This window comes from Vibrio sp. La 4.2.2 (genome assembly GCF_027586995.1).
GTDB lineage: Bacteria > Pseudomonadota > Gammaproteobacteria > Enterobacterales > Vibrionaceae > Vibrio > Vibrio mediterranei.
On the sequence record NZ_JAPPTJ010000004.1, the window covers coordinates 550,658 to 574,311 of the forward strand.

Annotated in this window: 21 protein-coding genes; 12 read left to right on the forward strand and 9 right to left on the reverse strand. The window is 43.0% G+C overall.

The window, feature by feature from the left end:
• Positions 1-136: 136 nt before the first annotated feature.
• Complete coding sequence (locus OH456_RS11870) at positions 137-664, forward strand: TetR/AcrR family transcriptional regulator (protein ID WP_006069727.1); 528 nt, start codon at positions 137-139, stop codon at positions 662-664.
• Between the two features lie 15 nt (positions 665-679).
• A complete protein-coding gene (locus tag OH456_RS11875) occupies positions 680-1,726 on the forward strand; it encodes an alcohol dehydrogenase family protein (protein WP_031495215.1) in 1,047 nt (348 codons plus the stop codon).
• 85 nt (positions 1,727-1,811) lie between these two features.
• Here OH456_RS11875 and lpdA read toward each other — a convergent pair whose 3' ends face one another.
• A complete protein-coding gene (gene lpdA / locus OH456_RS11880; RefSeq protein ID WP_198559315.1) occupies positions 1,812-3,221 on the reverse strand; it encodes a dihydrolipoyl dehydrogenase in 1,410 nt (469 codons plus the stop codon).
• 194 nt (positions 3,222-3,415) lie between these two features.
• Here lpdA and OH456_RS11885 point away from each other — a divergent pair, with 194 nt between their 5' ends.
• Positions 3,416-3,754 carry a hypothetical protein gene (locus tag OH456_RS11885; RefSeq protein WP_006069724.1) on the forward strand — a complete coding sequence of 113 codons (339 nt, stop codon included), beginning with the start codon at positions 3,416-3,418 and terminating at the stop codon, positions 3,752-3,754.
• Here the strand turns inward: OH456_RS11885 and OH456_RS11890 are convergent.
• A complete protein-coding gene (locus OH456_RS11890; RefSeq protein ID WP_124942226.1) occupies positions 3,748-4,944 on the reverse strand; it encodes an MFS transporter in 1,197 nt (398 codons plus the stop codon). The genes OH456_RS11885 and OH456_RS11890 overlap by 7 nt on opposite strands.
• 91 nt (positions 4,945-5,035) lie before the next feature.
• Here OH456_RS11890 and soxR point away from each other — a divergent pair, with 91 nt between their 5' ends.
• Complete coding sequence (gene soxR, locus OH456_RS11895) at positions 5,036-5,470, forward strand: redox-sensitive transcriptional activator SoxR (protein ID WP_270033522.1); 435 nt, start codon at positions 5,036-5,038, stop codon at positions 5,468-5,470.
• A gap of 30 nt (positions 5,471-5,500) precedes the next feature.
• On the opposite strand, the gene OH456_RS11900 is transcribed toward soxR, so the two are convergent.
• The 4 genes from OH456_RS11900 to OH456_RS11915 all read right to left on the reverse strand — a co-directional run bounded on the left by OH456_RS11900 (position 5,501) and on the right by OH456_RS11915 (position 11,792).
• Entirely contained in the window at positions 5,501-7,174 is a 1,674-nt protein-coding gene (locus OH456_RS11900) for a DUF342 domain-containing protein (protein WP_198559317.1), read from the reverse strand.
• 306 nt (positions 7,175-7,480) lie between these two features.
• Positions 7,481-9,517 (reverse strand): GNAT family N-acetyltransferase, encoded by a 2,037-nt coding sequence (locus OH456_RS11905; protein WP_270033523.1) that lies wholly within the window; start codon positions 9,515-9,517, stop codon positions 7,481-7,483.
• Positions 9,518-9,596: 79 nt separating this feature from the next.
• A complete protein-coding gene (locus OH456_RS11910; RefSeq protein WP_107306151.1) occupies positions 9,597-10,568 on the reverse strand; it encodes a ParB/RepB/Spo0J family partition protein in 972 nt (323 codons plus the stop codon).
• Between the two features lie 6 nt (positions 10,569-10,574).
• Positions 10,575-11,792, reverse strand: coding sequence for an AAA family ATPase (locus tag OH456_RS11915; protein ID WP_006069718.1), 1,218 nt, complete (start codon positions 11,790-11,792; stop codon positions 10,575-10,577).
• 1,209 nt (positions 11,793-13,001) lie between these two features.
• On the opposite strand from OH456_RS11915, the gene OH456_RS11920 reads away from it, so the two are divergent.
• The 4 genes from OH456_RS11920 (at position 13,002) to OH456_RS11935 (ending at position 16,815) form a co-directional block, all read left to right on the forward strand.
• Positions 13,002-14,972: a replication initiator protein RctB domain-containing protein gene (locus tag OH456_RS11920; RefSeq protein ID WP_006069717.1), complete on the forward strand. Its 1,971-nt coding sequence runs from the start codon at positions 13,002-13,004 to the stop codon at positions 14,970-14,972.
• Between the two features lie 493 nt (positions 14,973-15,465).
• Entirely contained in the window at positions 15,466-15,666 is a 201-nt protein-coding gene (locus tag OH456_RS11925) for a PA3496 family putative envelope integrity protein (RefSeq protein ID WP_006069716.1), read from the forward strand.
• Positions 15,667-15,803: 137 nt separating this feature from the next.
• The gene (locus OH456_RS11930) at positions 15,804-16,013 is read left to right on the forward strand and encodes a DUF3283 family protein (RefSeq protein WP_006069715.1); all 210 of its coding nucleotides are present in this window, start codon (positions 15,804-15,806) and stop codon (positions 16,011-16,013) included.
• Between the two features lie 85 nt (positions 16,014-16,098).
• A complete protein-coding gene (locus OH456_RS11935; RefSeq protein ID WP_006069714.1) occupies positions 16,099-16,815 on the forward strand; it encodes a YebC/PmpR family DNA-binding transcriptional regulator in 717 nt (238 codons plus the stop codon).
• Positions 16,816-16,936: 121 nt separating this feature from the next.
• Here the strand turns inward: OH456_RS11935 and OH456_RS11940 are convergent, their stop codons facing one another.
• A complete protein-coding gene (locus tag OH456_RS11940) occupies positions 16,937-17,179 on the reverse strand; it encodes a DUF2798 domain-containing protein (protein ID WP_270033524.1) in 243 nt (80 codons plus the stop codon).
• A 77-nt stretch (positions 17,180-17,256) separates the two neighbouring features.
• On the opposite strand from OH456_RS11940, the gene OH456_RS11945 reads away from it, so the two are divergent.
• The gene (locus tag OH456_RS11945; protein ID WP_124941611.1) at positions 17,257-18,165 is read left to right on the forward strand and encodes a LysR family transcriptional regulator; all 909 of its coding nucleotides are present in this window, start codon (positions 17,257-17,259) and stop codon (positions 18,163-18,165) included.
• Between the two features lie 10 nt (positions 18,166-18,175).
• On the forward strand, positions 18,176-19,051 hold the full coding sequence (locus OH456_RS11950; RefSeq protein ID WP_270033525.1) for an NAD(P)-dependent oxidoreductase: 876 nt from the start codon (positions 18,176-18,178) through the stop codon (positions 19,049-19,051).
• Between the two features lie 37 nt (positions 19,052-19,088).
• On the opposite strand, the gene OH456_RS11955 is transcribed toward OH456_RS11950, so the two are convergent.
• Both OH456_RS11955 and OH456_RS11960 read right to left on the reverse strand, forming a co-directional pair.
• Complete coding sequence (locus OH456_RS11955; protein WP_198559323.1) at positions 19,089-19,475, reverse strand: thiol-disulfide oxidoreductase DCC family protein; 387 nt, start codon at positions 19,473-19,475, stop codon at positions 19,089-19,091.
• Between the two features lie 20 nt (positions 19,476-19,495).
• Positions 19,496-20,269, reverse strand: a complete 774-nt coding sequence (locus tag OH456_RS11960; protein WP_270033526.1) for a DUF4344 domain-containing metallopeptidase — start codon at positions 20,267-20,269, stop codon at positions 19,496-19,498.
• Positions 20,270-20,586: 317 nt separating this feature from the next.
• Between OH456_RS11960 and gltS the strand changes: the two genes are divergently transcribed.
• Together gltS and OH456_RS11970 are read left to right on the forward strand one after the other, a co-directional pair.
• On the forward strand, positions 20,587-21,813 hold the full coding sequence (gene gltS / locus OH456_RS11965) for a sodium/glutamate symporter (protein WP_006069707.1): 1,227 nt from the start codon (positions 20,587-20,589) through the stop codon (positions 21,811-21,813).
• A gap of 236 nt (positions 21,814-22,049) precedes the next feature.
• The coding region (locus OH456_RS11970) for a VCBS domain-containing protein (protein WP_270033527.1) at positions 22,050-23,654 on the forward strand (1,605 nt) is incomplete at its 3' end.

Genomic DNA, 23,654 nt, shown 5'->3' on the forward strand with positions numbered 1-23,654 from the left:
GCCTTATTTTTCTATAACCAAAGTCATGTTTGTTATAAAAATAAACATTATTTGTTAATCATGATAATAATTGACAGGTGTAGAACAATTATTCTACCCTATAGGTAGTACAAACATTCTACCCATAGGTTTTACGATGCCCCAACAACAAATAGCCGAGAACCTGGAACGTGCTTTTGCGCAAAAAGGGTTTGCAGAACCGAGTGTTGCTGAGCTAAAAGCACTTTCTGGTGTCAGTATGCGAACGCTTTATAAATATTTTCCTTCTAAAGAAAGTATGGTCGTGGGCGCGCTGGATTATCGCCATCAACGTTACCTATCGTTACTAGAAAGCTGCCACAGTGCTCCTGGCTTGGCTGCCACCTTATCGGCGTTTGATACGCTTAGTCACTGGATGAGGCAGAACGCACCAAAAGGATGTCTTTCTGCAAATGCTCTAGCGGCATTTCCTGACAATGCAGAAATTCACTCCGCTGTTGAAACCTATAAACATGCGGTAATTCAACAGTTGGCGCAGATAAGTGGTCGTGAAGATCTAAGTCAGGCGTTATATGTACTTCATGAAGGTATCACGGCCGCTTACCCTATCCTGGGAGAAGCTGCCGTGAGTGCAGCTAAAACGGCAGTCAACGCACTATTCACAGCGACAACATCAAACAACTAAAAAAGGAAACCACACATGAGTTCAATTATGACTGGCGTTCAGCTCATTGGGCACGGTGACTTAGAACAACTTGTCGTTAAATCAGACATCGCGGTTCCTAAACCAGCCGCTAATGAAGTTCTCATTAAAGTCAGCGCCGCAGGCGTAAACAACACCGATATCAACACTCGTATTGGCTGGTACTCCAAGGGCGATAACGATAGTGAAGACGCAGGCTGGTCTGGCAATGCTCTTTCTCTACCAAGAATTCAAGGTGCGGACGTTTGTGGTCATATTATCGCTGTAGGAGAGCATATTGACGATGCTCGAATTGGCGAACGCGTGCTCATTGATCCTTGCCTTCGGTACTCCGATGGAGAACGCCTTGATCACTTCTGGTACTTTGGCTCTGAGTGTGATGGTGGTTTTGCAGAATATACCGTAGTGGATTCTCGCCAGGCTTACAGTGTAAATTCAAGCTACAGCGACATTGAGCTCGCCTCTTTTCCGTGTTCTTACTCAACCGCAGAAAACATGCTCACCAGAGCATCAGTCACAGCTAATGATACTGTTTTAGTCACTGGCGCATCGGGCGGTGTGGGTTCTGCTGCAGTGCAGTTGGCGAAAGCACGTGGTGCTAAGGTGATTGCAGTAACTAGTGAATCGAAGGCATCAGCCTTACTTGATATCGGTGCCGATAAAACGGTATCACGTGGTGAAAGCTTGGTGGATACATTGGGTAGAAACAGCGTTAGTGTTGTCGTTGATCTCGTTGCAGGTCCTCAATGGCCAGAGTTACTTGAAGTGATGCAACCCAAAGGCCGCTATGCCGTCTCGGGTGCTATTGGTGGCGCGATGGTCGAACTCGACGTTCGAACACTGTATCTAAAAGATCTGTCTTTTTTCGGCTGTACTGGGCTCGAAGATGAGGTATTTCCAAACCTAATCAGCCGAATCGAACACTCACAAATAAAACCACTGGTGGGGAAAGTGTTTGCATTATCAGATATCAAACAGGCACAACGGGAATTTGTAGAGAAAAGCCATATCGGGAAAATTGTATTGCAAGTGACACAAGGATAATACTAAAAACAACCAACTCTCCAATGATGCCCCCTTGCTTTAACAAGTGGGCATCATCTCTTGGTAACAAGACGTTCGATATTGGTTATTTCTTGCGGGGAGGCAACATATCGGTCATAGAGCCTTCAACCAATTCGGCAGCAAAGGCAAAGGTTTCTGCTAATGTAGGATGAGCATGAACAGTGTGAGCGATATCTTTAGCACGCCCCCCTAGCTCTAACATCGCAGCTGCTTCGTGAATGAGTTCCCCAGCATTTTCTCCACAAATCCCTGCACCTAAAAGCGTACCTGTTTCTGCACAGAAAAGCGCTTTGGTGACGCCATTCGTCGCCCCAACACTCTGAGCTCGACCACTGACCAACCAAGGCACTTTGCCTGTTTGGAATTCTATACCTTGCTGCTTAGCTTCCTTCTCTGTCACACCGACCCAAGCGATCTCCGGACTGGTGTATGCCACCGATGGAATGGCTACAGCATGAAAAGTTGAATCCATACCAGCGATAACCTCTGAGGCCACCTTGCCTTCGTGTGTTGCTTTGTGAGCCAACATCGGTCCTTTGACGATGTCACCGATAGCAAAAATATTAGGGACGCTGGTTTGCATCTTGTCATTCACAGGAATAAGCCCCTGTTTATCAACCTCAATGCCTAGCAAATCCAACCCTAAGTTGGACGTGTTTGGCCTGCGCCCAACAGCCACTAATACAGCATCAAAACACTCGCTTTCTGGTGCTTTCTTGCCGTCAAAAGATACCGTGATAGCATCAGTACCCGCTTCAATGCCAGTCACCAACGTCTTGGTCAACATTTGATAGCGCTTCTTAACCGACTTAACTAAAGGTTGAACAATGTCTTTATCTGCTGCAGGAATCACTTGCTCTTGTGCCTCGACAATAGTGATCTGCGATCCCAATGCTGAATACACTTGTGCCATTTCTAGACCAATAATCCCGCCGCCAATGATCAGCAGTTTGTTAGGAATCGTCGTCAGCGCTAGTGCGTCGGTAGAGTCCCAAATCCTCGGATCATTAGGCGCGATAGGAAGTGATACTGAATGTGATCCGGTTGCGATGATGGCATGCTTAAACAAGATTTGCGTTTCTGATTCACCAACCACTGACAGTGCATTGCGTGAGGTAAACTGACCAACACCTTGAACGCGTGTTATCTTGCGAGCTTTTGCTAGGTTAGCAATTCCTTTCGTCAGCTCTGATATCGTGTTTTCTTTGTGAGATCGTAAACCGTCAATGTCTATGCTTGGAGTACCAAATGCGATACCCATTTGCTTTCCATGCTGGGCATGTTCAATTAACGCCGCTGCATGCAATAAGGTTTTGGATGGTATACAGCCTACGTTTACACACACGCCACCCAAAGTATCTTGCTTCTCTACTAGACATACAGACAGTCCAAGATCAGCCGCGCGAAAAGCTGCGGTATAACCTCCAGGTCCACCACCGAGTACAACTACATCTACGTTGATAGAATCCACCATCCCTATTCTCCTCATTTTTCAGAAACGTCACTACCGCAACACGATAAATTCCGTCCAGTATAGATCGTCTAAATGTCTGAGCAGTGTTAATTTTTGCTGTTAGGTGACCTGTGTTTAAAACTTCTCTTTATCTGTCTCAAATAGTGTTTAGTATGAGCGTTTGTGCACAAACCTAGGACAAACCACTAACTGCTATGAGAATAAAAGCACTGTTATCTTTCACCTTGCTCATCATGACGGGCTGTTCGTCATATCAAATGAATCAGCTTGGCCTTCGCTCCTCATCAGTTAATACTTACCCTAATTACATGGACACAATAGAGCTATGCGAAGTTGCCAACGGCTATCGAGCAACCAATCAAACTCGCATCTCCGTGAGCAGCGAGCAGTGGAAACGCAATCTAACAACTGAACGCTGCGACGAGCTGGTAAAAGAACTCTACTTCAGTCGATTCATCCGTAGTATTACCATATCCAAACCCGAAGAAGCAGCGCAGCCTGTCCCAACGCCATTACCGGCAAAACCTCAATAGCTTTGTAACGTATGAGTATTATTTTTATCTTTATACAATAACAACATACCCAAAGCGGCTAACATCATCACAACGGCGGCCACCGCAAACCCAAGCTCCGTAAGATCGTAGTGAGTCAAATAGGCGATAAGAACATAACTCATACTTTGAACAAAAGTAGAGAATAACTTCATTCCACCATCTACTCTGCCTCGAACTCTATTATCAATCGTTTCATGCAGCTTATTTACTCTAGCGATTCGATTGGTCGCATTGAATAAGCCAATAAATAACGCAAAAATAACGAGACTAAGTGCTGACATCGAGCTAGCTAGTACACTCAATAACACCGCTAACCCGACAACACTGACAATCATTAGTTGTTCTTGTCGAAAACGAATCAGTAGCTGCGTAATGATAACTCCGCATAACATCGCGCCTAAACCATAATTTATTTGCCACCAAGCAAACCAATGACCTTCAATGTTTTGCTCGGAAAAATAGATAGGCACCAACTTAGACAAGTAAGTCATCATTGGGTAACTCAGACAGGACAGAGCAACAAACAAGAAAAACATCGGTGAGCGTGAAAATATGGCTTTAGATTCGCTCAGCTGTGTCATAAAAGATACATGCTTGGTCTCGCGTTGCTTTGGTTTGTAATGGATACTGGCATAGCAAATCATAGCGCTGACAGAAAGTAACATAGCCAGCAAGGCAAAGTACTCGATTGACCACAGCTCCAATAACAATACGCCTAAGCCGCCTGCAGTCAGGGTGGTCATCTGTAGGACGATCTCTTGTTGTCCAGAGATTTTTGCATAATCTGATCTTTTATAGAGCTCTTGAGTGAATGCACCGTTTGTCCCCCATGCAAGATCGTTAGTTAACCAAAAAACCAGTTGAGCAACAGCAAGGGGCCAAAGTGCATTCGGTTCAATATACCAAGTAAAAACAACGAGTAATGCAGCTAGCGCCTGTAATAGTTGGACCAGTGCTAAGATATGCTTTCGCGAAAAACGGTCAATAGCCGTAGCAAAGAATGGGGTCGCAAAGAACGATAACGCCGTGCAACATAACGTGAGTATAGCCAAGAATGTACTGTTGTTTCCTTGCGTCAAGATGCTCCATGGGAGCGCCATTAACATCATCCCTGAAGCGATACCATCGAACAACAGTGCAGAGAGATGTTGCAGCGAAGTCCTTTTCATCATCATTCCTTTATCTTTGTGAGTTGCTTCAATGCTAAAACCTCAACATTACTTGAGGTCAAGCTATACTTGAGTGTAAAAGGAGAATGAAATGGAATTATCAGTCGGTCAGGTAGCAAAGCGTGCGGAAGTTGCTGTATCAGCACTGCATTTTTACGAGCAGAAAGGAATGATTTCTAGTTGGCGAAACCAAGGGAATCAACGTCGCTATGACAGCTCAGTCTTGCGACGTATAGCGGTTATTAAAACAGGACAGCAACTCGGGCTCAGCCTAGAAGAGATTAAAGAGGCATTGTCGGTGCTTTCTATTCATAGAGCCCCCTCTCAAGAAGAGTGGGAGTCTATGGGCAAAAACTGGAAGCGAATATTAGATGAGAAAATTTGGCTAATGACCAAACTTAGAGACGAGCTTGGGGAGTGCATTGGTTGTGGTTGCCTCTCGCTAAGTCGCTGTCGACTAAGAAATCCTGACGATATATTGGCCCAGCAAGGAAATGGCGCTTTGCTGTGGAAGCAAAGCACCTAAGTCATAGTCTAGGCTAACAAAAACTTGGTTCTAAACTGCAAGGTCTTCTTCTTTTAGCTTTGGAGCAAAATGGATAATATGCTTATTAAAGCTGAATGATGCTGGGCCGTGCGTATTTTTTGTCGTCACCTTTTCTTCGTCAAACGCGACGGTTACACGTGTGTGAGTTTGAACCAAAGACTCTACCGTATTGAGCTCTAACTTAGCAAACAGCTCCAGCTCCAATCTCTCTTTTTCAGCATTGAGTTCATCTAACGCTTCGGTGTTTGAACTATTTAATGCTTCGAGCTCTTTATTCTGTTCTTCCGTTCTTGCTGATTTAGGAACCTTCTTAAGCTCTATTTCGCGTCGGATTGCTTTCATTTTACTTTCTTGAAGCTCGGTATAACGTAGTTGCAGTTGTTCTAGTCCATCTTGGTAATTTTGGAACTGCGCAAAAGCTTTTATGTAGGTGGCAGTATCACCTTCCACACCGAGTTGATTACAAACCACTTTGCCACCGACTATCGCTTCTCCACCACTTAAAATCCCTTGTTTCTTCCCTGCGCCAGTCACTATTAAATCACCGCCACACACGATGTCATTGTTTAGACTATGCACCGTAAAGTGAATATCTCCTTGTGAGCTAATATTAGCAAACTGAGCGTAGTTAGCGACAACATCGCCGCCAGACTCAATGAGACAAGATTTGGGTTCGCCATCATCAACATTATGTCCGATGATACCTTTGCTGACGATGATATCCCCTTTCGACTTCAAAATTGCCGACTCAACAAATCCCCCAACAGTAATAGTCCCTGTCGCTGTCACTTCCATATTGGGTTCAATATTTCCAGAAATCACCACACTGCCCTTAAATTTGATATGTCCGGTGGATATATCCACTTTACTCAAGCAAAGGGCTTCATCAATCTCGACACCCGATGATTTAATTACCGGCATTCCTGACATCGTAGACAACAATGTATTCGGGTTATCAGCCGAGAACTTGGTCCCTGCTCCCGGCTTAAGTGGATTGTCTTTGACTGCTTTAGGAGGGATGATGGCTCCAGTGACTGTGAATCCATTCTCACCTTTGATGGCCGGTATTCGCTTCATCACTTGCTCATTTTCACCTACCGTAACAATGGCTCCTAAATCACGCATATCTACTTTGTCTCCATCGCCGGTAGCTTGCGGTTTGAGTACACGCTTTTTAGGGTCAGCTACTAGTGGAATAAACTGCGCATCTTTACCTTCTTTCGGCCTTTTTCCTATCGCCACAGGTTGGGTATAGCTCTCACCAGCTTTAAGCTGACGACTGAGTAGCAGTACTTTCTTTAACGCTTTTTTGTTAAGCCCTTTAACTACTCTGGATTCTGTGAGTGATTTGATGATGTCATTAGGCTGAAGTGGATTGCCGCCGTATGCTCCAGTGACTTTAATACTAGCAATCATATCTTGCTCGGTTAGTATCACTTCAGCGCTAGCATCTTTAATTTGGGCAATAGTGATGCCAGAAAAGGCTTCACCTTTTGCACTTGCAGCACACTTTATGAATTGATTGACAGCAGATTCGTCAAGAAAGAAATGCTGGGCATTAAGCTCACCCAACATGTTGTTTAGCAAAGAAGCTTCTAATGCCAGACCTTGCTCATACTCACTCGGTAATTGGGCAATAACTTCATTACCATTTGACGATATTTTGAGAACACTTTTCCACATGATGGCTAGACACTTCCTTATGCTCATTACACAAGCTCAAACTGAACAATGTGATCATGCTTCAACAATTTTAATTATCTTAATGTAGTCTCAGTAGTGAGACTATGTTCAATATCGAAAACTCCGGTTGGCGTCACGGTAATTCGGTTGGTTCTTTGACTCTGATTCAACTATGAACGTGTGGTAGATGAGAGAGAGCTGAATTTGAGTTTGAAGAGGATTTACAGTGTAAAAACAGGATTCTGGCAATTTACACTGTAAACGTCGGTGGCTTTGTTTACAGTGTAAATCCAAGGCAAGAGAAGTTTAAGTCAATTTACACTGTAAACGTTCGATGAGTGAACAGAGTTCCAGCCTAAATTGAGCTTCAGCTTGTTTACGTCCCGCTAGACTCAATTGATGGACAACGTGTTCCCAAGACCATTCTTGCAACACGACGGCCGTGACAATCGGACTATCAACATCTACTGAGGCATTTGCGAGAGACACCATGAAGTCGAACAAATCGCTACGGCTGGAAACCAATGAGTTGCCACCTCTTGAGTACAGAATGGCGAGCTTCGATGGCAACCCAGCGCTTCTCTCTATAATTGAGGTAGAAAACAATAACCATGCAAGCGATGGATGAATATCCCGATTGACCGATCTCAATTGATAAACCAGATTTCGGCTGAACTGTTGTTTAGCTTGGGAAAGCCAATCTTCACTATTTTTAGATGTTGGCAATACCAAAGTAAGGCTATAGGTACCACTGGCTTTATCTTTAGCACTACCCAGTTTAAGCGGAACGAATTGGTTGCTTTGCCAGAATCTAAACAGCTCTGTCGTCACTCCAAAGCTGGTGGCAAGATAATCTACCTGATCACCTATTAGTAGTGTCAAACGACGCAGCATCTCAGAACCGACACCAGAGGATTGTACTAGAGGATGAACCGCTATTCGCATCACTCTGCCACAACGTTGCGTTGCTGGCTCTGATAGAGCAAGGTGATTAGCTAGCTCAACCGGCGCCAAGTTACCCGGCGGACGAGACTGCCCTAGTTGGACTCTCTCTACGATATCAAGAGACAAATCCCCTTCCCTATTTAAGAGAACAGCGCCGACAACCTGACCATCGTAACTCATGGTATAAAGCGTCATTGTTTTTGACGAGAGCAATAACATCAGATCGTTAGGAGAAGTCTGGTAGTGCGCATTAACGAGTAAAGCAAAGGCTTCAGACAATATTGATTCGTTACTGCTACAATCATCTGTTGCCACTGAAGAAAAAAACCAACGCTTTGAGTCAAACGAATCAAACTTAACGTCACTTGCCAACTGTGTTAGCTCAGCTTGTAATAGAAACGCACCGGCGCACCACTTCTCTAAAGCATCGTTTTGAGCCCATCGAATCGGCTGCTGCATATGATGTAGTTTGGTTCCTTTACGTTCCTTTTGGAGCCAAGGAAGGAACTTAAGGCTAAACCCTCTTCCACACCCTTCATAACCATGAACAGTCGAACTGATAACTAGACGATGGTAATAGGCAACAATGGTTTTCAAGAGTGGAACTGGAATCGCTGCGGCTTCGTCGACAAACAATAAATCACAAACAGGCTTTGACTTTATCAGCTCATCTGGCGAAACAAACTCAATAGATGACGAAGCGCTTTGTTCTATCTGACTGAAATCAAAGACAGGCTGAACAGCAGCTTTGCTTGGCGCAGTGACCAAGATTCGACACGGACGTGAAGCGACTATTCTTGCCGCCGCTAGTCCGAGGGCACTGCTTTTGCCACGCCCTCGATCGGCAGTAATAACCAAAGGACGTTTTCTATGTCCCGTAAGGACTCGCTCGATGGCCTCGATGGCTTCGTTTTGTTCTACATAAATATTGCTACTCTCACGCGCCTGGTGTTGATTTTGCCAATAAGCCAAATTATTAATCAGGTTACGGCTTGATTGTTTCAGTCGAGGTAGCAAAGCGAGGTGTCGCTCTAACCAAGGATGTACATCACTTCCATTACTTAACAGAATGAGTACACCGCCTCCTACGAGCGCACCAAGTGCAGCATTAAAACTATTAGCATCAAAATCATCGCTAAGCGTCACGACGAGTAGCTTAACTTCCCTTCCTAGTAGACGTTTTCCTTGTTTAACCGGAATAGCGTCTAGAGAGCCGATAGATTCTTCTCCTAGCTGAAACTTAGAGTCTTTAGGAAAGCGCATCGAGAATTGCTCAATCAATTCATGCTGCCATGCCAGTGAGCCTTCTAAAATGAGCGCACTTCGTTGAAAGCGCTCATCCGCTATTGCATGTTGTTGCTCGAGAAGATGAAGCTGTGAGGAAAATAAAGCCGTCATGGGTATCATTGCTGTGGGGACTTACCACAATATTAACACAAAAAAATACCTCGCTATGGCGAGGTATTTTGAAAGTTATTTAGTTCATCTTAGTTTTTATGAACTCTAGGATTTCATCCATTGTTTGGTCATCGACCTTTTTAAGGTTGAGTGCTAAATTTGGACCTTTGCGAATGTAACTAGCCCGTCCCTTAACGAGATCAATTTTCGCGACTTTAGCTCTCTTAGGTGGCGCAAGTTCATGCATCCAGTTCTCTAGAGTTTCCGACACATCTTTGGTAATGCGTGCAACACCTTGAGCACGACTTTTCTGCCACACGTAACCTTCATTCTGGTGACAACGCTCAATTAATTGGTTTTGTTTGTCACCATCAAGTTCGCTAAATTGCTTATGTAGACGCACAATCGTTGGACGTCCTAAATCACTCACGTTAGGGTATGCTTGAAGAAGTTCTAGTGGTAAGTCTGCAGCTTTCAGAGCTCCACTTACCAGTGCTTCGCTACATTGAAACATTTTCGCTAGCGCTTTTTGGTCTTCAGCTTCGCCGCTTTCAAGCTTAGCTAGCATCTCTTTACCTTTTTCATATAGAGATAGCGGCTTATGGGCGTTCGCAACATCAGACAAGAATTTAGCGTGGTCGCCATTGATATTTTCAGCAACGTAAATCAAGAACTCTTTTTGAGCCAGAATACATGACATACGACGACGGCTACCATCAAGAACTTCAATGGTTCCGTCTTTTTGACGGCGGCCAACTGCTGGATACTGTTGCCCTTTATCTCTTAAAGTTGCCAGTACATCAGAGAGTGCGTGCTCGTTTAAGAATGATTGCTCACGTGCATTTTCTTCAAATACGAACGTCTTCGATTCCACTTCATTTGCAGGAATACGCACAAGTTCAAATGAAACTAGCTCCTCCCCTGCAACTGATAACTCAATATATTGGGCTTGTTCCTTGGCTGCGGTTTGCGCTTCCTGAGGGGTAGTTGCACGTCTCTTATTTGCTTTTCCGAAAAGCTTAGCGTTAAGTTCAGAAGTTTTAATAGCCATATAACGTTACCCTTGATTCAATGATGACCAGTTGCTGTGAAGCACTCTTTCTAACTCTAGTGCACTTTTGTGTACTGCGTCTTGTGCTGTCGCCAGCGTTTTTTTACCACCTTCAAAGTCAGAAGCCGTTAAATCAAATACTGTGCTGTAGGTATCTGCACAAGTTTCAAATGCCCTACTACGAGGAATTGTCGCCATCATAACTTGGTCACCAAGTAGGTAGTTCATCTCTGTTAAGACAGACACTTGCTTTTTATTATCATCTTCAAACATGGTCGGCATCAGACGAACGAATTCTAATCCTTTCCAATCTTCTGGGAACATCTCATAAACAGTCGGAAGGTGCTGGAAGAAATTGACTGTTGAAGCCCAATCTAAACGTTTAGCTGCACATGGAATAAGCAGCGCATTAGATGCATACATAGCGTTCCAAACTAGTGGATCAACGTGAGGGCCAGTATCAATCATGATGACGTCGAAGTCATCCGCGATTTTGTCAATCAACTTCTCTTTTAGTAGTTTAACAATATCGAGAGATTGGTTTTGAGAAAGGTTTTGCCATGCTTCCGCGTTAAACATCGCATCTTCAGGGAAGGCTGAAATCGTTTTTAGGTTAGGATACTGAGTTGGTAGCAAAACGTTGCGGCGTAAAAAATCAATATCAATATCAGTCCCTTCCGGTACATTTTCTAGCATTACATCTACCGCAGAATAGATGTTTTCATGTTCGGAAATACTGATTTGTGGATTCAAGAACAAACGAAGTGAACCTTGAGGGTCCAAGTCAATTAGACAGATACGATAGCGTTTGTCCAAGTTTAGCGCTAGGCAGGCAGCTAGATGAACTGCACTCATAGACTTACCAGTACCACCCTTTTGGTTTTGAACGTTAATAATCCACGGTTTATTATTGGCGCTTTGTTTACGTTCGTGAAATTTAGGTACCGCAGCCGCATCCATCAACATGTGTGCTTCTTGCAACGAAATAGAATAATGATTGGCATTATTTTTAGTAAATTGATGACCATTTGCTTCCATCTTACTGATAGCATCATCCAGTTTACGACGAGTCAGTCCAGAACGAGTTTCCATCATTGCTTTTGACATTGCAGGAAAGTGATCATCGCTTCGTTCTTCTAATACAATTTCGATGCGATCTGCTTGTACTTGCTGAGTTTGTTCTGCAAGTTGGTAGAGATTATCTATTGTTTGTTCTCTTTTCATACCTAAGTTCCAACCAAGTAACCTAATGAATTAATGTACAGCTATATCGTACATTCACATCAAAAAGCTGTCCACTCACTTAGTGTTGTTTTTTACAATAAATTGACCACATAAAAGCCAAATCGTGATTTTGTCTACAAAGCTGGTGAAAAATACATCAAACAATCCAAGTTATAATGAAGTGAAAGACACAGAAACCTCATCAGATTTCAAGTGTTACCACGTAACTTATTTACAATGTAAATAGAAAACATCTCGGAACGATTATAAATATTGGATAACTTACGGACTTTGTTGTTTCTATCTCAGCTATTTCAAATTAAGCGTCTTTTTAGGCACACAAATAATTGTTCATTGGTCAGTGAAGAAACGTTAGAGCACCAAAAGACAAAACTCATGATCATAGTTCCGAGAATATAGAAGCATGATCAAGGGAAGTTTTAGAAACAGACATTGGATTATTGGTCTGTTACGTCGATCATTTATCTTGGAAGAATGATCAAGTACTTTGTCACTACGGAAGCATGCAAATCTCCGACAAAATTACGGCTTATGCCCGATAGAACAAGGGATAGTGGTAAGATTCAGTGGTTAACGACAGAATTCAAAATGCAATAACAGGTTCAATAAACTTTCTTGATCATGCTTCCCAATATATAAGGGTTAAAGCCATTAACGATGAAAAAGCGTCTGTTCGTTTATCTTTATTCAATTCGAGTAATATTTGAACAATGACTTTCATCAATTGCCTAAGACGACAAATAATTCTTCCACCTTGATCATGCTTTCGAGGTAAATTTATGATTTAAAAGATATTTACATTAAGCTATTCACAGCTTTTCTACTTTTTCTGTGGATAAGTTGTGATGACTTCATGATCATCTATCCGTTAGCGTAATGATCATATTTTCGGGCAGATGATGATCATGCCTCCGGAGTTCTATGATCATGCATTCGAAAAACAATGATCATCGTTTCGTAATTACTATGATCATGCGTCCGAATGCTTGTTAAATCTTTGCTTTTAAAAACATATAGTTACAACCCATAAAAGTGCCAGATCATAAGATCACTTAATCATATTAGATCAGTATTATCAGTAAAGATCAGTTTATTAAGAGCAATAAAATAGATCTTTATTTATTCGACATTATTCTTTATTCTATGGAACAATATCGAATTTACGGATAGTGTGATATAGATCCAATCATGAGCAACGATGAAAAATTATTGATCCGGTCTCCACGAGATCACAAAGGCGGACATCTTTTTGAAGTGACAGAAACGTCTGTCGATTGGATTGAGCAGTATCAGCACTTCAAAGGCGTGACTAAGAGCATTTTGGAACTGCTGAATCTTATCTCTTTACGCGGATTCAGTTCTAAAGATGGTTACGTTTCAACTACCGAGTTAATCGACGCCACTGACGGTAAACTAACTCGTGCAGCTATTCAGCAACGTTTGAGAGCCGCAGTAAATATTGGTTTGTTTAGCCAACATGGTGTTAAGTTTGAGGAAGGCCTCGCTGGCAAAACGATGCTTCATCGGTTTATTAATCCCAATCAATTAGTATCCGTTTTAGGCGCAACCAGCCTGGTAACCGAATCGGTTAAGCAATCCGAAAAGCAAAAAAAATCAAAAGCATTGGCTCAAACACAAGTGAATAAACGCTTGTTGAATGAACATGGACTTTATACGCCACCAGCTATGCGCGATGAAGCAGATCAGTTTGTAGTATCTCCAACAAACTGGGCAGGCATTATCGATCAAGCACTCGCTCCACCACGTACACGTAAAAGCTATCAGAAGTCGATGGTATCCATCTCAGGTACAAAAGCGGTGATTGAAACTCGATCATCTAAGAATATCATGACTGTTGATGATCTTATGACGCTGTTTGCATTGTTTACGCTAACGGTGCAATACCATGATCATCACCACGAAGAGTATCACCTTGATGCTAAACATGTGCCTAACAAGACCCCTTTATATATCACTGACATCCTTTCCCTTCGAGGTAAAAAAGACAGTGGCCCAGCACGTGATTCCATTCGTGACAGTATTGATCGAATTGAATTTACCGATTTCCAATTGCACGAGCTTACAGGTCGTTGGCTCAGCGAAAATATGCCTGAAGGATTCAAGAGTGATCGTTTTAGGTTTCTAGCCAGAACGATCACTGCATCTGAAGAGGCACCACGTGAAGGCGCGGATGGTGAGATCAAGATCAAGCCTAATTTATATATCTTGGTGTGGGAGCCGTCGTTCTACGAAGAGTTATTGACGAGAGACTATTTTTTCTTGTTCCCACCTGAAATTCTAAAACAGCATACATTGGTATTTCAGTTGTATTCGTATTTCAGAAGTCGTATGGCCCGACGTCATACCGATACTCTTCTTCTTTCAGAGCTTAATCAAAAGCTTGCGCGTAACATAGAATGGCGACGCTTCTCGATGGATCTTCTTCGAGAGCTTAGAAAACTAGGGGAAGGATCCACAAGCAATGATCAATTTGATGTAAACTTATGGGGCTATCATCTGACACTACAATGCATAGATCCAGATGCTAAGCTACCAGATTATCAGGTTGATATTCGTTGTGATGTGGAAGAAGTATTGCGTTACTCAAGAGCAAGAACGACGAATGCAGGTAAGCGAAACATGGCACCAACCTTACCTAACCCGTTACGCAACGAGTTGGTAACTCGTAAGCAACTCGATGAGCTGTCGACAATCATTGACGGTGAGTTTGAGCCAATTCAGCGTAAAGCACCGTCTCCAAGAGGAAACCTGGGCCGTAGAGTGAAGCAGAGAAAACACTTAGTTGAAATCAATGCGGATGAAATAACCATCATCTTATCTAAATATACTTCATCAGAAGCTCTAGAACGCAGTGTAACGGCATTGTCTGCCATGACAGGGCATTCGGTCGCCTCAATCAAACAAGAGTGCTCAGAGCTTATGGAGAAGCTGGATTGGTTGCGTGTTGATGATCAGGTCATTCCCTATGAAGTGCTGAGTCGTGTTGTGGAGTTATATAACTCTCGACAAGAAAACAAGCATTTGTCGATTGAACGACTGATCTCAGCGTTGGCCGTCCGTAAAAAAGTGTGTAAACAAGTGCACGAAGGACATATCGATGAAACGGTATTTCGCGTGCTAGATGAGGTCGCTATTTAGCGCTAATTAACCCCTTGTTACACTTAGTACTAACTTGTTAGGAATAACACATAACGCTGACAATAAGCTGACAAAGTAACAAGTGTGGTTGGCTAATATTTATTCCGAATAGACAACCTTTTGTCCTTTCTAATGAAATAAGTAGATTGGCTCATATTGTTACATTCATTCTGATATATTTTGGCGAGTTCAATTTGGACTCGCTTTTTTTTTGTCTGAAATTCGACGATTCCCTCATTTCTGGGTGAGGTGCAACTAATATCTGGTGTGGGCTTAGAGGAGAAAAAAGGAGATCTCGATCAAGTTGATTTTCTGAGGTGGAATCTCCTAAATGTAATCCCACCGCTGATGGATTTCAAAGTTTAAAAACCGCTTTCTAAAACTTCTGTTTAGAACTATTGCCCCTATCACATTCTGACTCAGTTTTTCTTAACAACAAAATTGTCGTTTGCTACAGATTAGGTGTTCAGACATGGTTCATCAGGAGGTAACAATGTCCATTAATTCAATCGACCATGACGAAATGACATCCATGACAAGTAAGTGGGATCACTCTGAAGAAGTCCAAGAAAACATACGTCCTGCGAAACAGGGAAAATCCGCAGAAGCTAGACGTCGCATTGAAGCGTTGAGGGAAATCAGAGAAAGTGGTCTAACTCTCGAAGAAGCAAGAGAGCTAGGCTTGATTCACTAATATTGGATAACCAGATAGGGTGGCTAAGGCCACCCTTTGTATTTTCTATCTATCCCAAATCACACCCTTTCATTTGAGTTTAATACTTCATCAATGGTATATTCTGCTCCCTTGCCAACATCAACTGACTAAATACCATGTCCCATAATTTGTCGCTTCTCCCACCCTCTGAAAAGAATAAAGTTGAACTTGATAAACAAGCTTCCTTTGTTGTGTGGCAATTAAAAGAAGCCAAAGCGGGGCCTGAAGCTATACGCGAGCAACTCGAAAAGATAGCGGATGAGGCTGAACAAGCATGGTTTGAACAGTGTGTCGACAAATACAAACGAATGATGGGAGTGATGTAAGCGCCATTCACGGCGTTCACAATTGAATTGTACCGACGATTTGATAAAATCCTCCGCGTTAAAATGAATTAGAGAGAACATCCCGATGGGAAGAAGTTTTGAAGTGCGCAAGGCCTCAATGGCCAAGACTCAGGGCGCGAAAATTAAAGTTTATTCCAAGTATGGTAAAGAGATCTATGTAGCTGCTAAGAACGGTGGTGCAGATCCAGAAATGAACCTTTCACTTAAGCACCTGATTGCTAAAGCTAAAAAGGATCAAGTTCCTGCTCACGTTATCGATAAAGCACTAGACAAAGCTAGCGGTGGTGGTGGTGAAGATTACCAGCCTGCACGTTACGAAGGGTTTGGTCCTGGTGGCGTTAGTGTCATCGTTGACTGTCTAACAGATAACGGCAACCGTACTTTCCAAGATGTTCGTCAATGCTTTGTTAAGACTGGCGCAAAGATTGGTAGCCCTGGTACTGTGGCTCACATGTTCGATCACCAAGCGGTGTTCCAGTTCAAAGGTGACGACGAAGAAGCGGTGCTTGAAGCTCTGATGATGGCAGATGTTGATGTAACTGATATTGAGCTTGAAGATGGCGTCATCACGGTATTTGCACCACATACTGAGTTCTTCAAAGCGAAAACGGCATTGAATGCAGAATACCCAGACCTAACGGTTGATGTAGAAGAAATTACGTTTGTACCGCAAACTCATACTGCAATTGCTGGTGAAGATGCTGAGAAATTCCAAAAATTCCTCGACATGCTAGATGACTGCGATGATGTTCAGCAGGTTTACCATAACGCAGAGCAATAATACGCTCGTTATGAAGAAAAAGAGTCGACATAGTCGGCTCTTTTTTATTGCCGTTTTTTCGGTTCTAAACGGCGATTGAATATGATATCTCCAGAAGCATGATCAAGGTACTTTCCCATGATCATGCTTCCTTGTTCTTGATCTTTCTTGGAGTGCATATCCATGCTGCGAAGTTTCTCACTTGAGGCAAGACCGTAAGGTTCAACAACAGAGCACATGGCCAAGCGATAAGAAAACTCTGTAGCCATATCGGTGGCCATGCGCTACTAAAGCCCATTTTGTATCCTGAGATAATACCGGACATCATGATTCCCATAGTGAGAGATGAAAGTAGGGCTGAGATCCAAAATTGTTTTCTGCTCATTGTTATTCTCCTGTTGATTTTTGTTATAAGAAGTATAAACCTATTCATAAATAGATAATATTGGGTAATTTAGAATTGTGGATTCCATATTTGGGTATATAGACGACGTCTACTTGTTTTGTAAGGTCGTGGAACACGGCTCAGTCTTAAAAACCGCTAATCTATTGGGTGTGCCTCAATCGACGGTATCAAGACGTATCTCATCGCTTGAGGAGCGTTTAGGACTACGTTTACTAGAGAAGAAGGGTAGGGAATTAGCTGCGACTGAAATTGGTAAGCTTGTTTTCGATCAACTGAGCAGTGGTATTGAGCAGATCGAAATAGGGTTAGGTAATGTAACGGAGCAAACGGAGCAGGTTGCTGGTACGGTACGTTTGTCCGCCCCTCACAGTTTCTATCATTCTTTCGTAGCACCTGTGGTTGAAGGGTATTTAAAACAATACCCTAAAGTTCACATCGATCTCGCTTTAAACCATGATCAGCTAAAACCACAAACGAATCGAGAATTGTTGATTACGTTTGACATCAGTGAGATGGATGATCTCATTGCTCGACCACTGTTTACTGCACGCCACGGCTTTTTTGCTAGCGCTGAATACTTAGCAAAATGTAGCCAAATTACCCACATTGAGCAGTTACAAGAGCTAGATTGGCTTGCCATAGATAATAGTCAGAAGCTGGCGATTTACCGTGATGACGCTCTTGAGCAAAGCATGACGATAAAACCTAGGCTTGTTGTCAATGATATCCAAGCGTTACTCGATGCAGTTGAGCGAGGCTTGGGAGTTGCATCACTACCTTTACGCCATGTGCGTGGCAACTCAAATTTAGTTCATCTGCTGCCTGAGCACTATCGTAGTGACCGACAGGCGTTTTTGGTGTACAAAGATAGGAAATACCAACCAAAGGCCGTCAAATCGCTAATAGACGCGATTTTATCTAGTGCAGATACAATGGATGCCGCGGTAAACCCCACCAGCAATTAAAGGAGTACAAATGAAAGTTAGTTTTATTGGATTAGGCGTTATGGGATACCCAATGGCTGGTCATTTGGCTAAAGCAGGATTTGAGGTTTGCGTATTTAATCGCACTACAGAAAAAGCGAAACGCTGGGCCGAAGAATACAATGGTCGATATCATGAAACAGTGGCGGATTGTGTTAGAGACGCCGATGTGGTGGCGGTATGTGTGGGCAACGATGATGACGTTAGACAGATGACCACATCCGTTTCTGGTGCCATTGCGAGCATGAAGAAAGGGGCTATTCTCGTTGATCATACGACTACATCAGCGCAGTTGGCAGAAGAGCTTGGAGCTGCGTGTGATAAAGCGAATGTCCGTTTTATGGACGCGCCCGTATCTGGAGGACAGGCTGGCGCAGAAAATGGTGTGCTGACCATCATGTGCGGTGGCGAACAAGCAACTTTTACCGCTTTGCAGCCAGTATTTGATGCTTACGGTAAGTCATCAGTCTTGATGGGGACTGTTGGTCAAGGACAACGAGCTAAAATGGTTAACCAAGTATGTATCGCTGGAGTTCTAACTGGATTGTCTGAAGGGTTAATACTCGCGCAAAAGAGTGGTTTAGATATTCCTTCATTAGTTGATTGCTTGAAAAATGGTGCGGCGGGTTCTTGGCAGATGGAAAACCGTGCCAAAACCATGGATGAAGATAAGTATGACTTTGGTTTTGCCATCGATTGGATGATTAAAGATCTCGGTTTTTGTTTGGATGAAGGGGCTCGTCAGGGCATTCGACTTCCATTGACGGAACAGACGGTCGAAAGATATAAAGCACTCTCTTCGCAAGGGGAAAATCGTTCAGATACGTCTGTTTTACTTAAAGCAGTTCGCAAAGACGCTGAATTGTAACGTTTACAGTGTAAATAAAGCGTTGAGCGGTAGTCGACTAATCAAGCCGACACCGCTCACATTGTTTCTTTCCAGTTAGCCAGCCCGATATTTGGTAGCGATTACGAGCAAATTTCAGGTATGCCCAATCGCAAACAGGCTTGAAGATTCGCCATCGTGTGAATCCGTAAAGATGTGGTTTTCCTACCAAGCTCCATGCTCTATGAGTAACGTCCAAGCCGAGAAGCAACTTTCCTTCTGTATCGTAGGCATGAAGGCGCTCTGAGGCTGCTTTAGGATCGATATCAGGGTAGGCCTCAAACTCTGGAGAGAAAATGTCGATAAGTTTAATGGCTAGTGCTTTGTCATGATGCTTTAGAGATTGCATTTCTTTGACGCAAAGTGGGCACGTACCATCAAAAAATACGATGAGCTGGGTCGCCATATCAACTCCTTTCTTTGTTTTCAGCTTTGCTCTTCTTGTATTCTTAATACTTGTTTCCAGTTCATATCGATCTGTTGGAAAGTCATTTCACATTTATCTTTTTGCTCGTCTCTATAGTCTTCTTCTATCTCATCCAGAAGCGTGGCATGGTTCTCTGGGTCACTACCATATACCAAACAAAGTGTGCTGAAATAACGTTGTAGATCAAAACTATGCTCGCCGATGTACTCGGCAAAATCGTAATAGTCGGGCCGGTCTTCGGATTCAAAGGAGAACATATCTGCAGCGCTGATAGTGGCATCGGCACCGTTTTCTACGTAGTTGAGCATTAACACTGCCGCAAAGTTATCTACGGCATCTTCTTCTTTACCTAGAATAGGAATCCCATGATCTGCTACGTAAGCATGTCCTGCTTCATGCAACAATGTATGAAGTAGAGTATCAAGCGCCCCATCTTTAGCTGGTTTGCCAAACTTCTTTTGGTAATCGTTGTTTAAAAAGTAGTTGAGTGAGTCGGTATAGAATTTATACGGAATATGCACGACATGAGCTTGAGGATCGTAAAGTGGTCCGTCATCACCGCCATATTGAATCGTTAGGTCGTTGTTAAATGGAAAGTAAGTATCGGAGAGCTGTACCACCAGCTCATTTATTTTGCTTTGTGCGATTGCAGTTTTCGCTTGTTGTTCTGACGTTGTATTTGTATCGCCATAGCTAATATTGACAGCGCTTATCGCAGCGAATGGTGTCAATAGAGCGACTGAAAAAACAGTCCTTGTTAGTATAGATTTCATTCCGTTATCCATATATTCGATGGTTCAATTAGTCGCAATGGCCTGTCTGTGGTACACTGCGCGATTAATTTAGTGTAGTTCTTCTTTTTATATTCATAAACTCAATGTAGCCAACAGGTTAACAGTGTTTCTGTTAATTAACTATGGCCACATATTTGCCGATTCTTCCCGGCACCTTAAGAAGTGATAGATAGTCTAAACAAGGTCGTTTGGTGTCTGCGTAAAGCGAGTCGCCATCTATTCTATTTCTACTACACTTTACAATTTAGTCGAACCTCATTAAGGAAGATGAGCGATAAAGCAAAAAAAGAGGTTATATGAACAACACCATCTCTGTTGGCACGTTAGAATCTTTTTTGATCGCTATCAGCGTTCTTTTTCTGGGACACATCATTAATAGTAAGCTCCCTGTTCTAAAAAAATACAACATCCCTGAACCCATCGTTGGTGGATTAATCGTTGCCCTTATCATTACGGTTTTACACTTTAACAACGTTAATCTTGAGTTCTCGTTGCCCTTGCAGAAAACATTTATGTTGATGTTTTTTAGCACCGTAGGATTGGCGGCTAACTACACCCAACTGATGAAAGGTGGCGCTAAAGTCTTTGTCTTTTTAGCGGTCGCATCGGTATATATTATTATCCAGAATAGTGTCGGAGTTGGATTAGCCACCATGCTCGGCTTAGAGCCGTTAATGGGGTTAATTGCGGGCTCTATTACCTTGTCGGGCGGACATGGTACTGGGGCTGCTTGGGCTCAAACCTTTACTGAGACTTACGGCATCAGCAACACACTAGAAATTGCGATGGCTTCTGCAACCTTTGGTCTAATTATCGGCGGTATTATTGGTAGTCCGGTTGCACAACGACTCATTGATAAGAATAACTTTGAGTCAGAGTATGGCCGAGGCAATGATACTCATGAGCGCTTCCCTGAATTGGTAACTTATAACGAGTACGAAAGAGATCGCGTGACTGCTAAAAAGGTTATTGAAGTTCTGTTTATCTTACTCATCTGTGTGACTGGAGCGAAGTATTTACATGCGTGGGTCAATACATTTGAAATATCTTGGTTAATGATTCCTGACTTCGTTTATGCGTTATTTATCGGTGTTTTCATTACCAACATCTGCGAAGTGACCAAAAGTTATAAAGTGGATGCAGAAACGGTCGATATTCTCGGTACGGTGTCATTATCGCTTTTCTTAGCAATGGCATTGATGAGTCTTCAGCTGTGGAACATCTTTGATCTGGCTATTCCTTTCTTAATCATACTGTCTGTTCAATCGGTTATTTTGGGGCTGTTTGCTTATTACATTACGTTTAGAGTGATGGGCAAAAACTACGATGGAGCGGTTATAGCCGGTGGCCACTGTGGGTTTGGTTTAGGGGCTACGCCGACAGCGGTTATGAATATGGGGTCTATTGTTAATCGATTCGGTCCATCTCCTCAAGCCTTTATGGTAGTGCCTATTGTGGGAGCGTTTTTCATTGATATTGTGAACCTAATCATCTTACAAGGATTTATCACTGTAATCGGCTAAGATTAAGCTTAAATCATTCATCAAAAAGTCTCGTATTTGCGAGACTTTTTTCGTTTTTGAGACAAACGAAAAATACTTCCCCAAAAAGTTTCATTTCGTCAACTAATCTGATATCTAAATGTAAAATAAAAGTAAAATTTCGAGCTTGGGCATATGTCCATCCGCGCAAGCAAGGCTGGCTAGAACTGATAAAAGATATTGTTTCCTGGCGTCGGAAGCAATTCAAGGAGTAAATCATGAGTGCGTTGTCTCTATTTGGGTTGGCAAAAGTGTCTGGTACGTTAGTAATAGATGCTCAAGGAAAACTCACCATCCTTCCTGAAGGAACAGAACCAAGACCTGGGGACGTTGTTATCAACGTTTTGAACGATACAGAAGTCGGAGAGGATATAGACCTTGTATTGATTCAAGAAGATGGGGAAAACCAAGAGATAGATGTCTCTGATATTGATGCCGAAGAAATCATCGCTGCCATTGAGGCCGGAGAAGATCCGACTCAAAATGAAGAACAAGCTACTGCTGCAGGTGAAGCCAATGGTTCAAGCCCAACGACTACTGGCGCTATCGAACGTGATGATTCGCAAACTCTAGCTAAAACTCAGTTCGACACCTCTGGCCTTGAGACGCAAGGACTAACCGCGACGCAATCTAATACTCTTCTTCAGGTACTCGTTAACTCAGCTCCGCAAATTCTTAGTGAAGCCTTAGCTGGAAACGTTGTGGAAGCAGGTCATAACTCTGACGGTAGTGATTTTGACGGTACGGCTGAGCTGACAGGTCAGCTTTCAGCAACCGACCTTGAATTTGACGATGCAACGTTAACATGGGATGTGATTTCTACTCCGGACAATCTATCTGACTTCGGTGAGTTTGAGCTAGCTGATAATGGGCAATGGACCTTCCGTTTAAATAATGACTCGGATGCCACACAAGCTTTAAACGTCAATGATACTGTCACACTCTCCTTTACCGTCCAAGTCACCGACCCTCTAAACTCCTCTACGTCACAGCCATTTGTAATCACTATTACTGGCACTAACGATAAACCTGTTATCAGTGCAAATAGCGAAATCAGTGGTGACGTTGTCGAAGCTGGACACAATGATGACGGTTCAGAGAACATAGGAACGGCATCGGTGAGCGGACAGTTGAATGCCACAGATGTAGACTCTCCAGTCGAAAGTTTGGTTTGGTCAAAAGACGGCGATGTGTCTTCTACATATGGCGATTTTTCGATTACAGAAGCCGGCTTCTGGACATTTGAACTAGACAACACTGCAGATGAAGTTCAAGCCTTACGAGAAGGACAATCAACTTCTCTTGAATTCAAAGTTAAAGTCACTGACGACCAAGGTGTTGATGTCTTTCAAACGATTGTTATCAATATCCAAGGTACGAACGACAAGCCAGTAATTGACTCAGAATTGGTTACAGAAGGCGAAGTAAGAGAGTCTGGGCATTTTGACAATGGTACTGAGGATGCCGGAGCACCAAGTACAGGTGGTCAACTTTCAGCGACAGATGTGGATTCTTCTAACCTAACGTGGAGCCCAGTAGGCGACGTTAGCAACCCGTACGGCACGTTCAGTATCACTAGCGATGGCTTATGGAGTTTTGTTATTGATAACGAAGCGGGTGCCGTAGAAGCGTTAGCTGAAGGTGACGAAGTTCCTCTGAGTTTTACCGTTCAAGTTGAAGACGAACAGGGCGCTGTGGTTACTCAAACTATCTCGGTGACTGTTAAAGGGACGAATGATGCGCCAGTGATTGATTCCGCCAAAGAAATTGGTCGTGTGCGTGAAGCAGGCGACGGTGTGGAAGGAAAAGACGTAACACGTGGC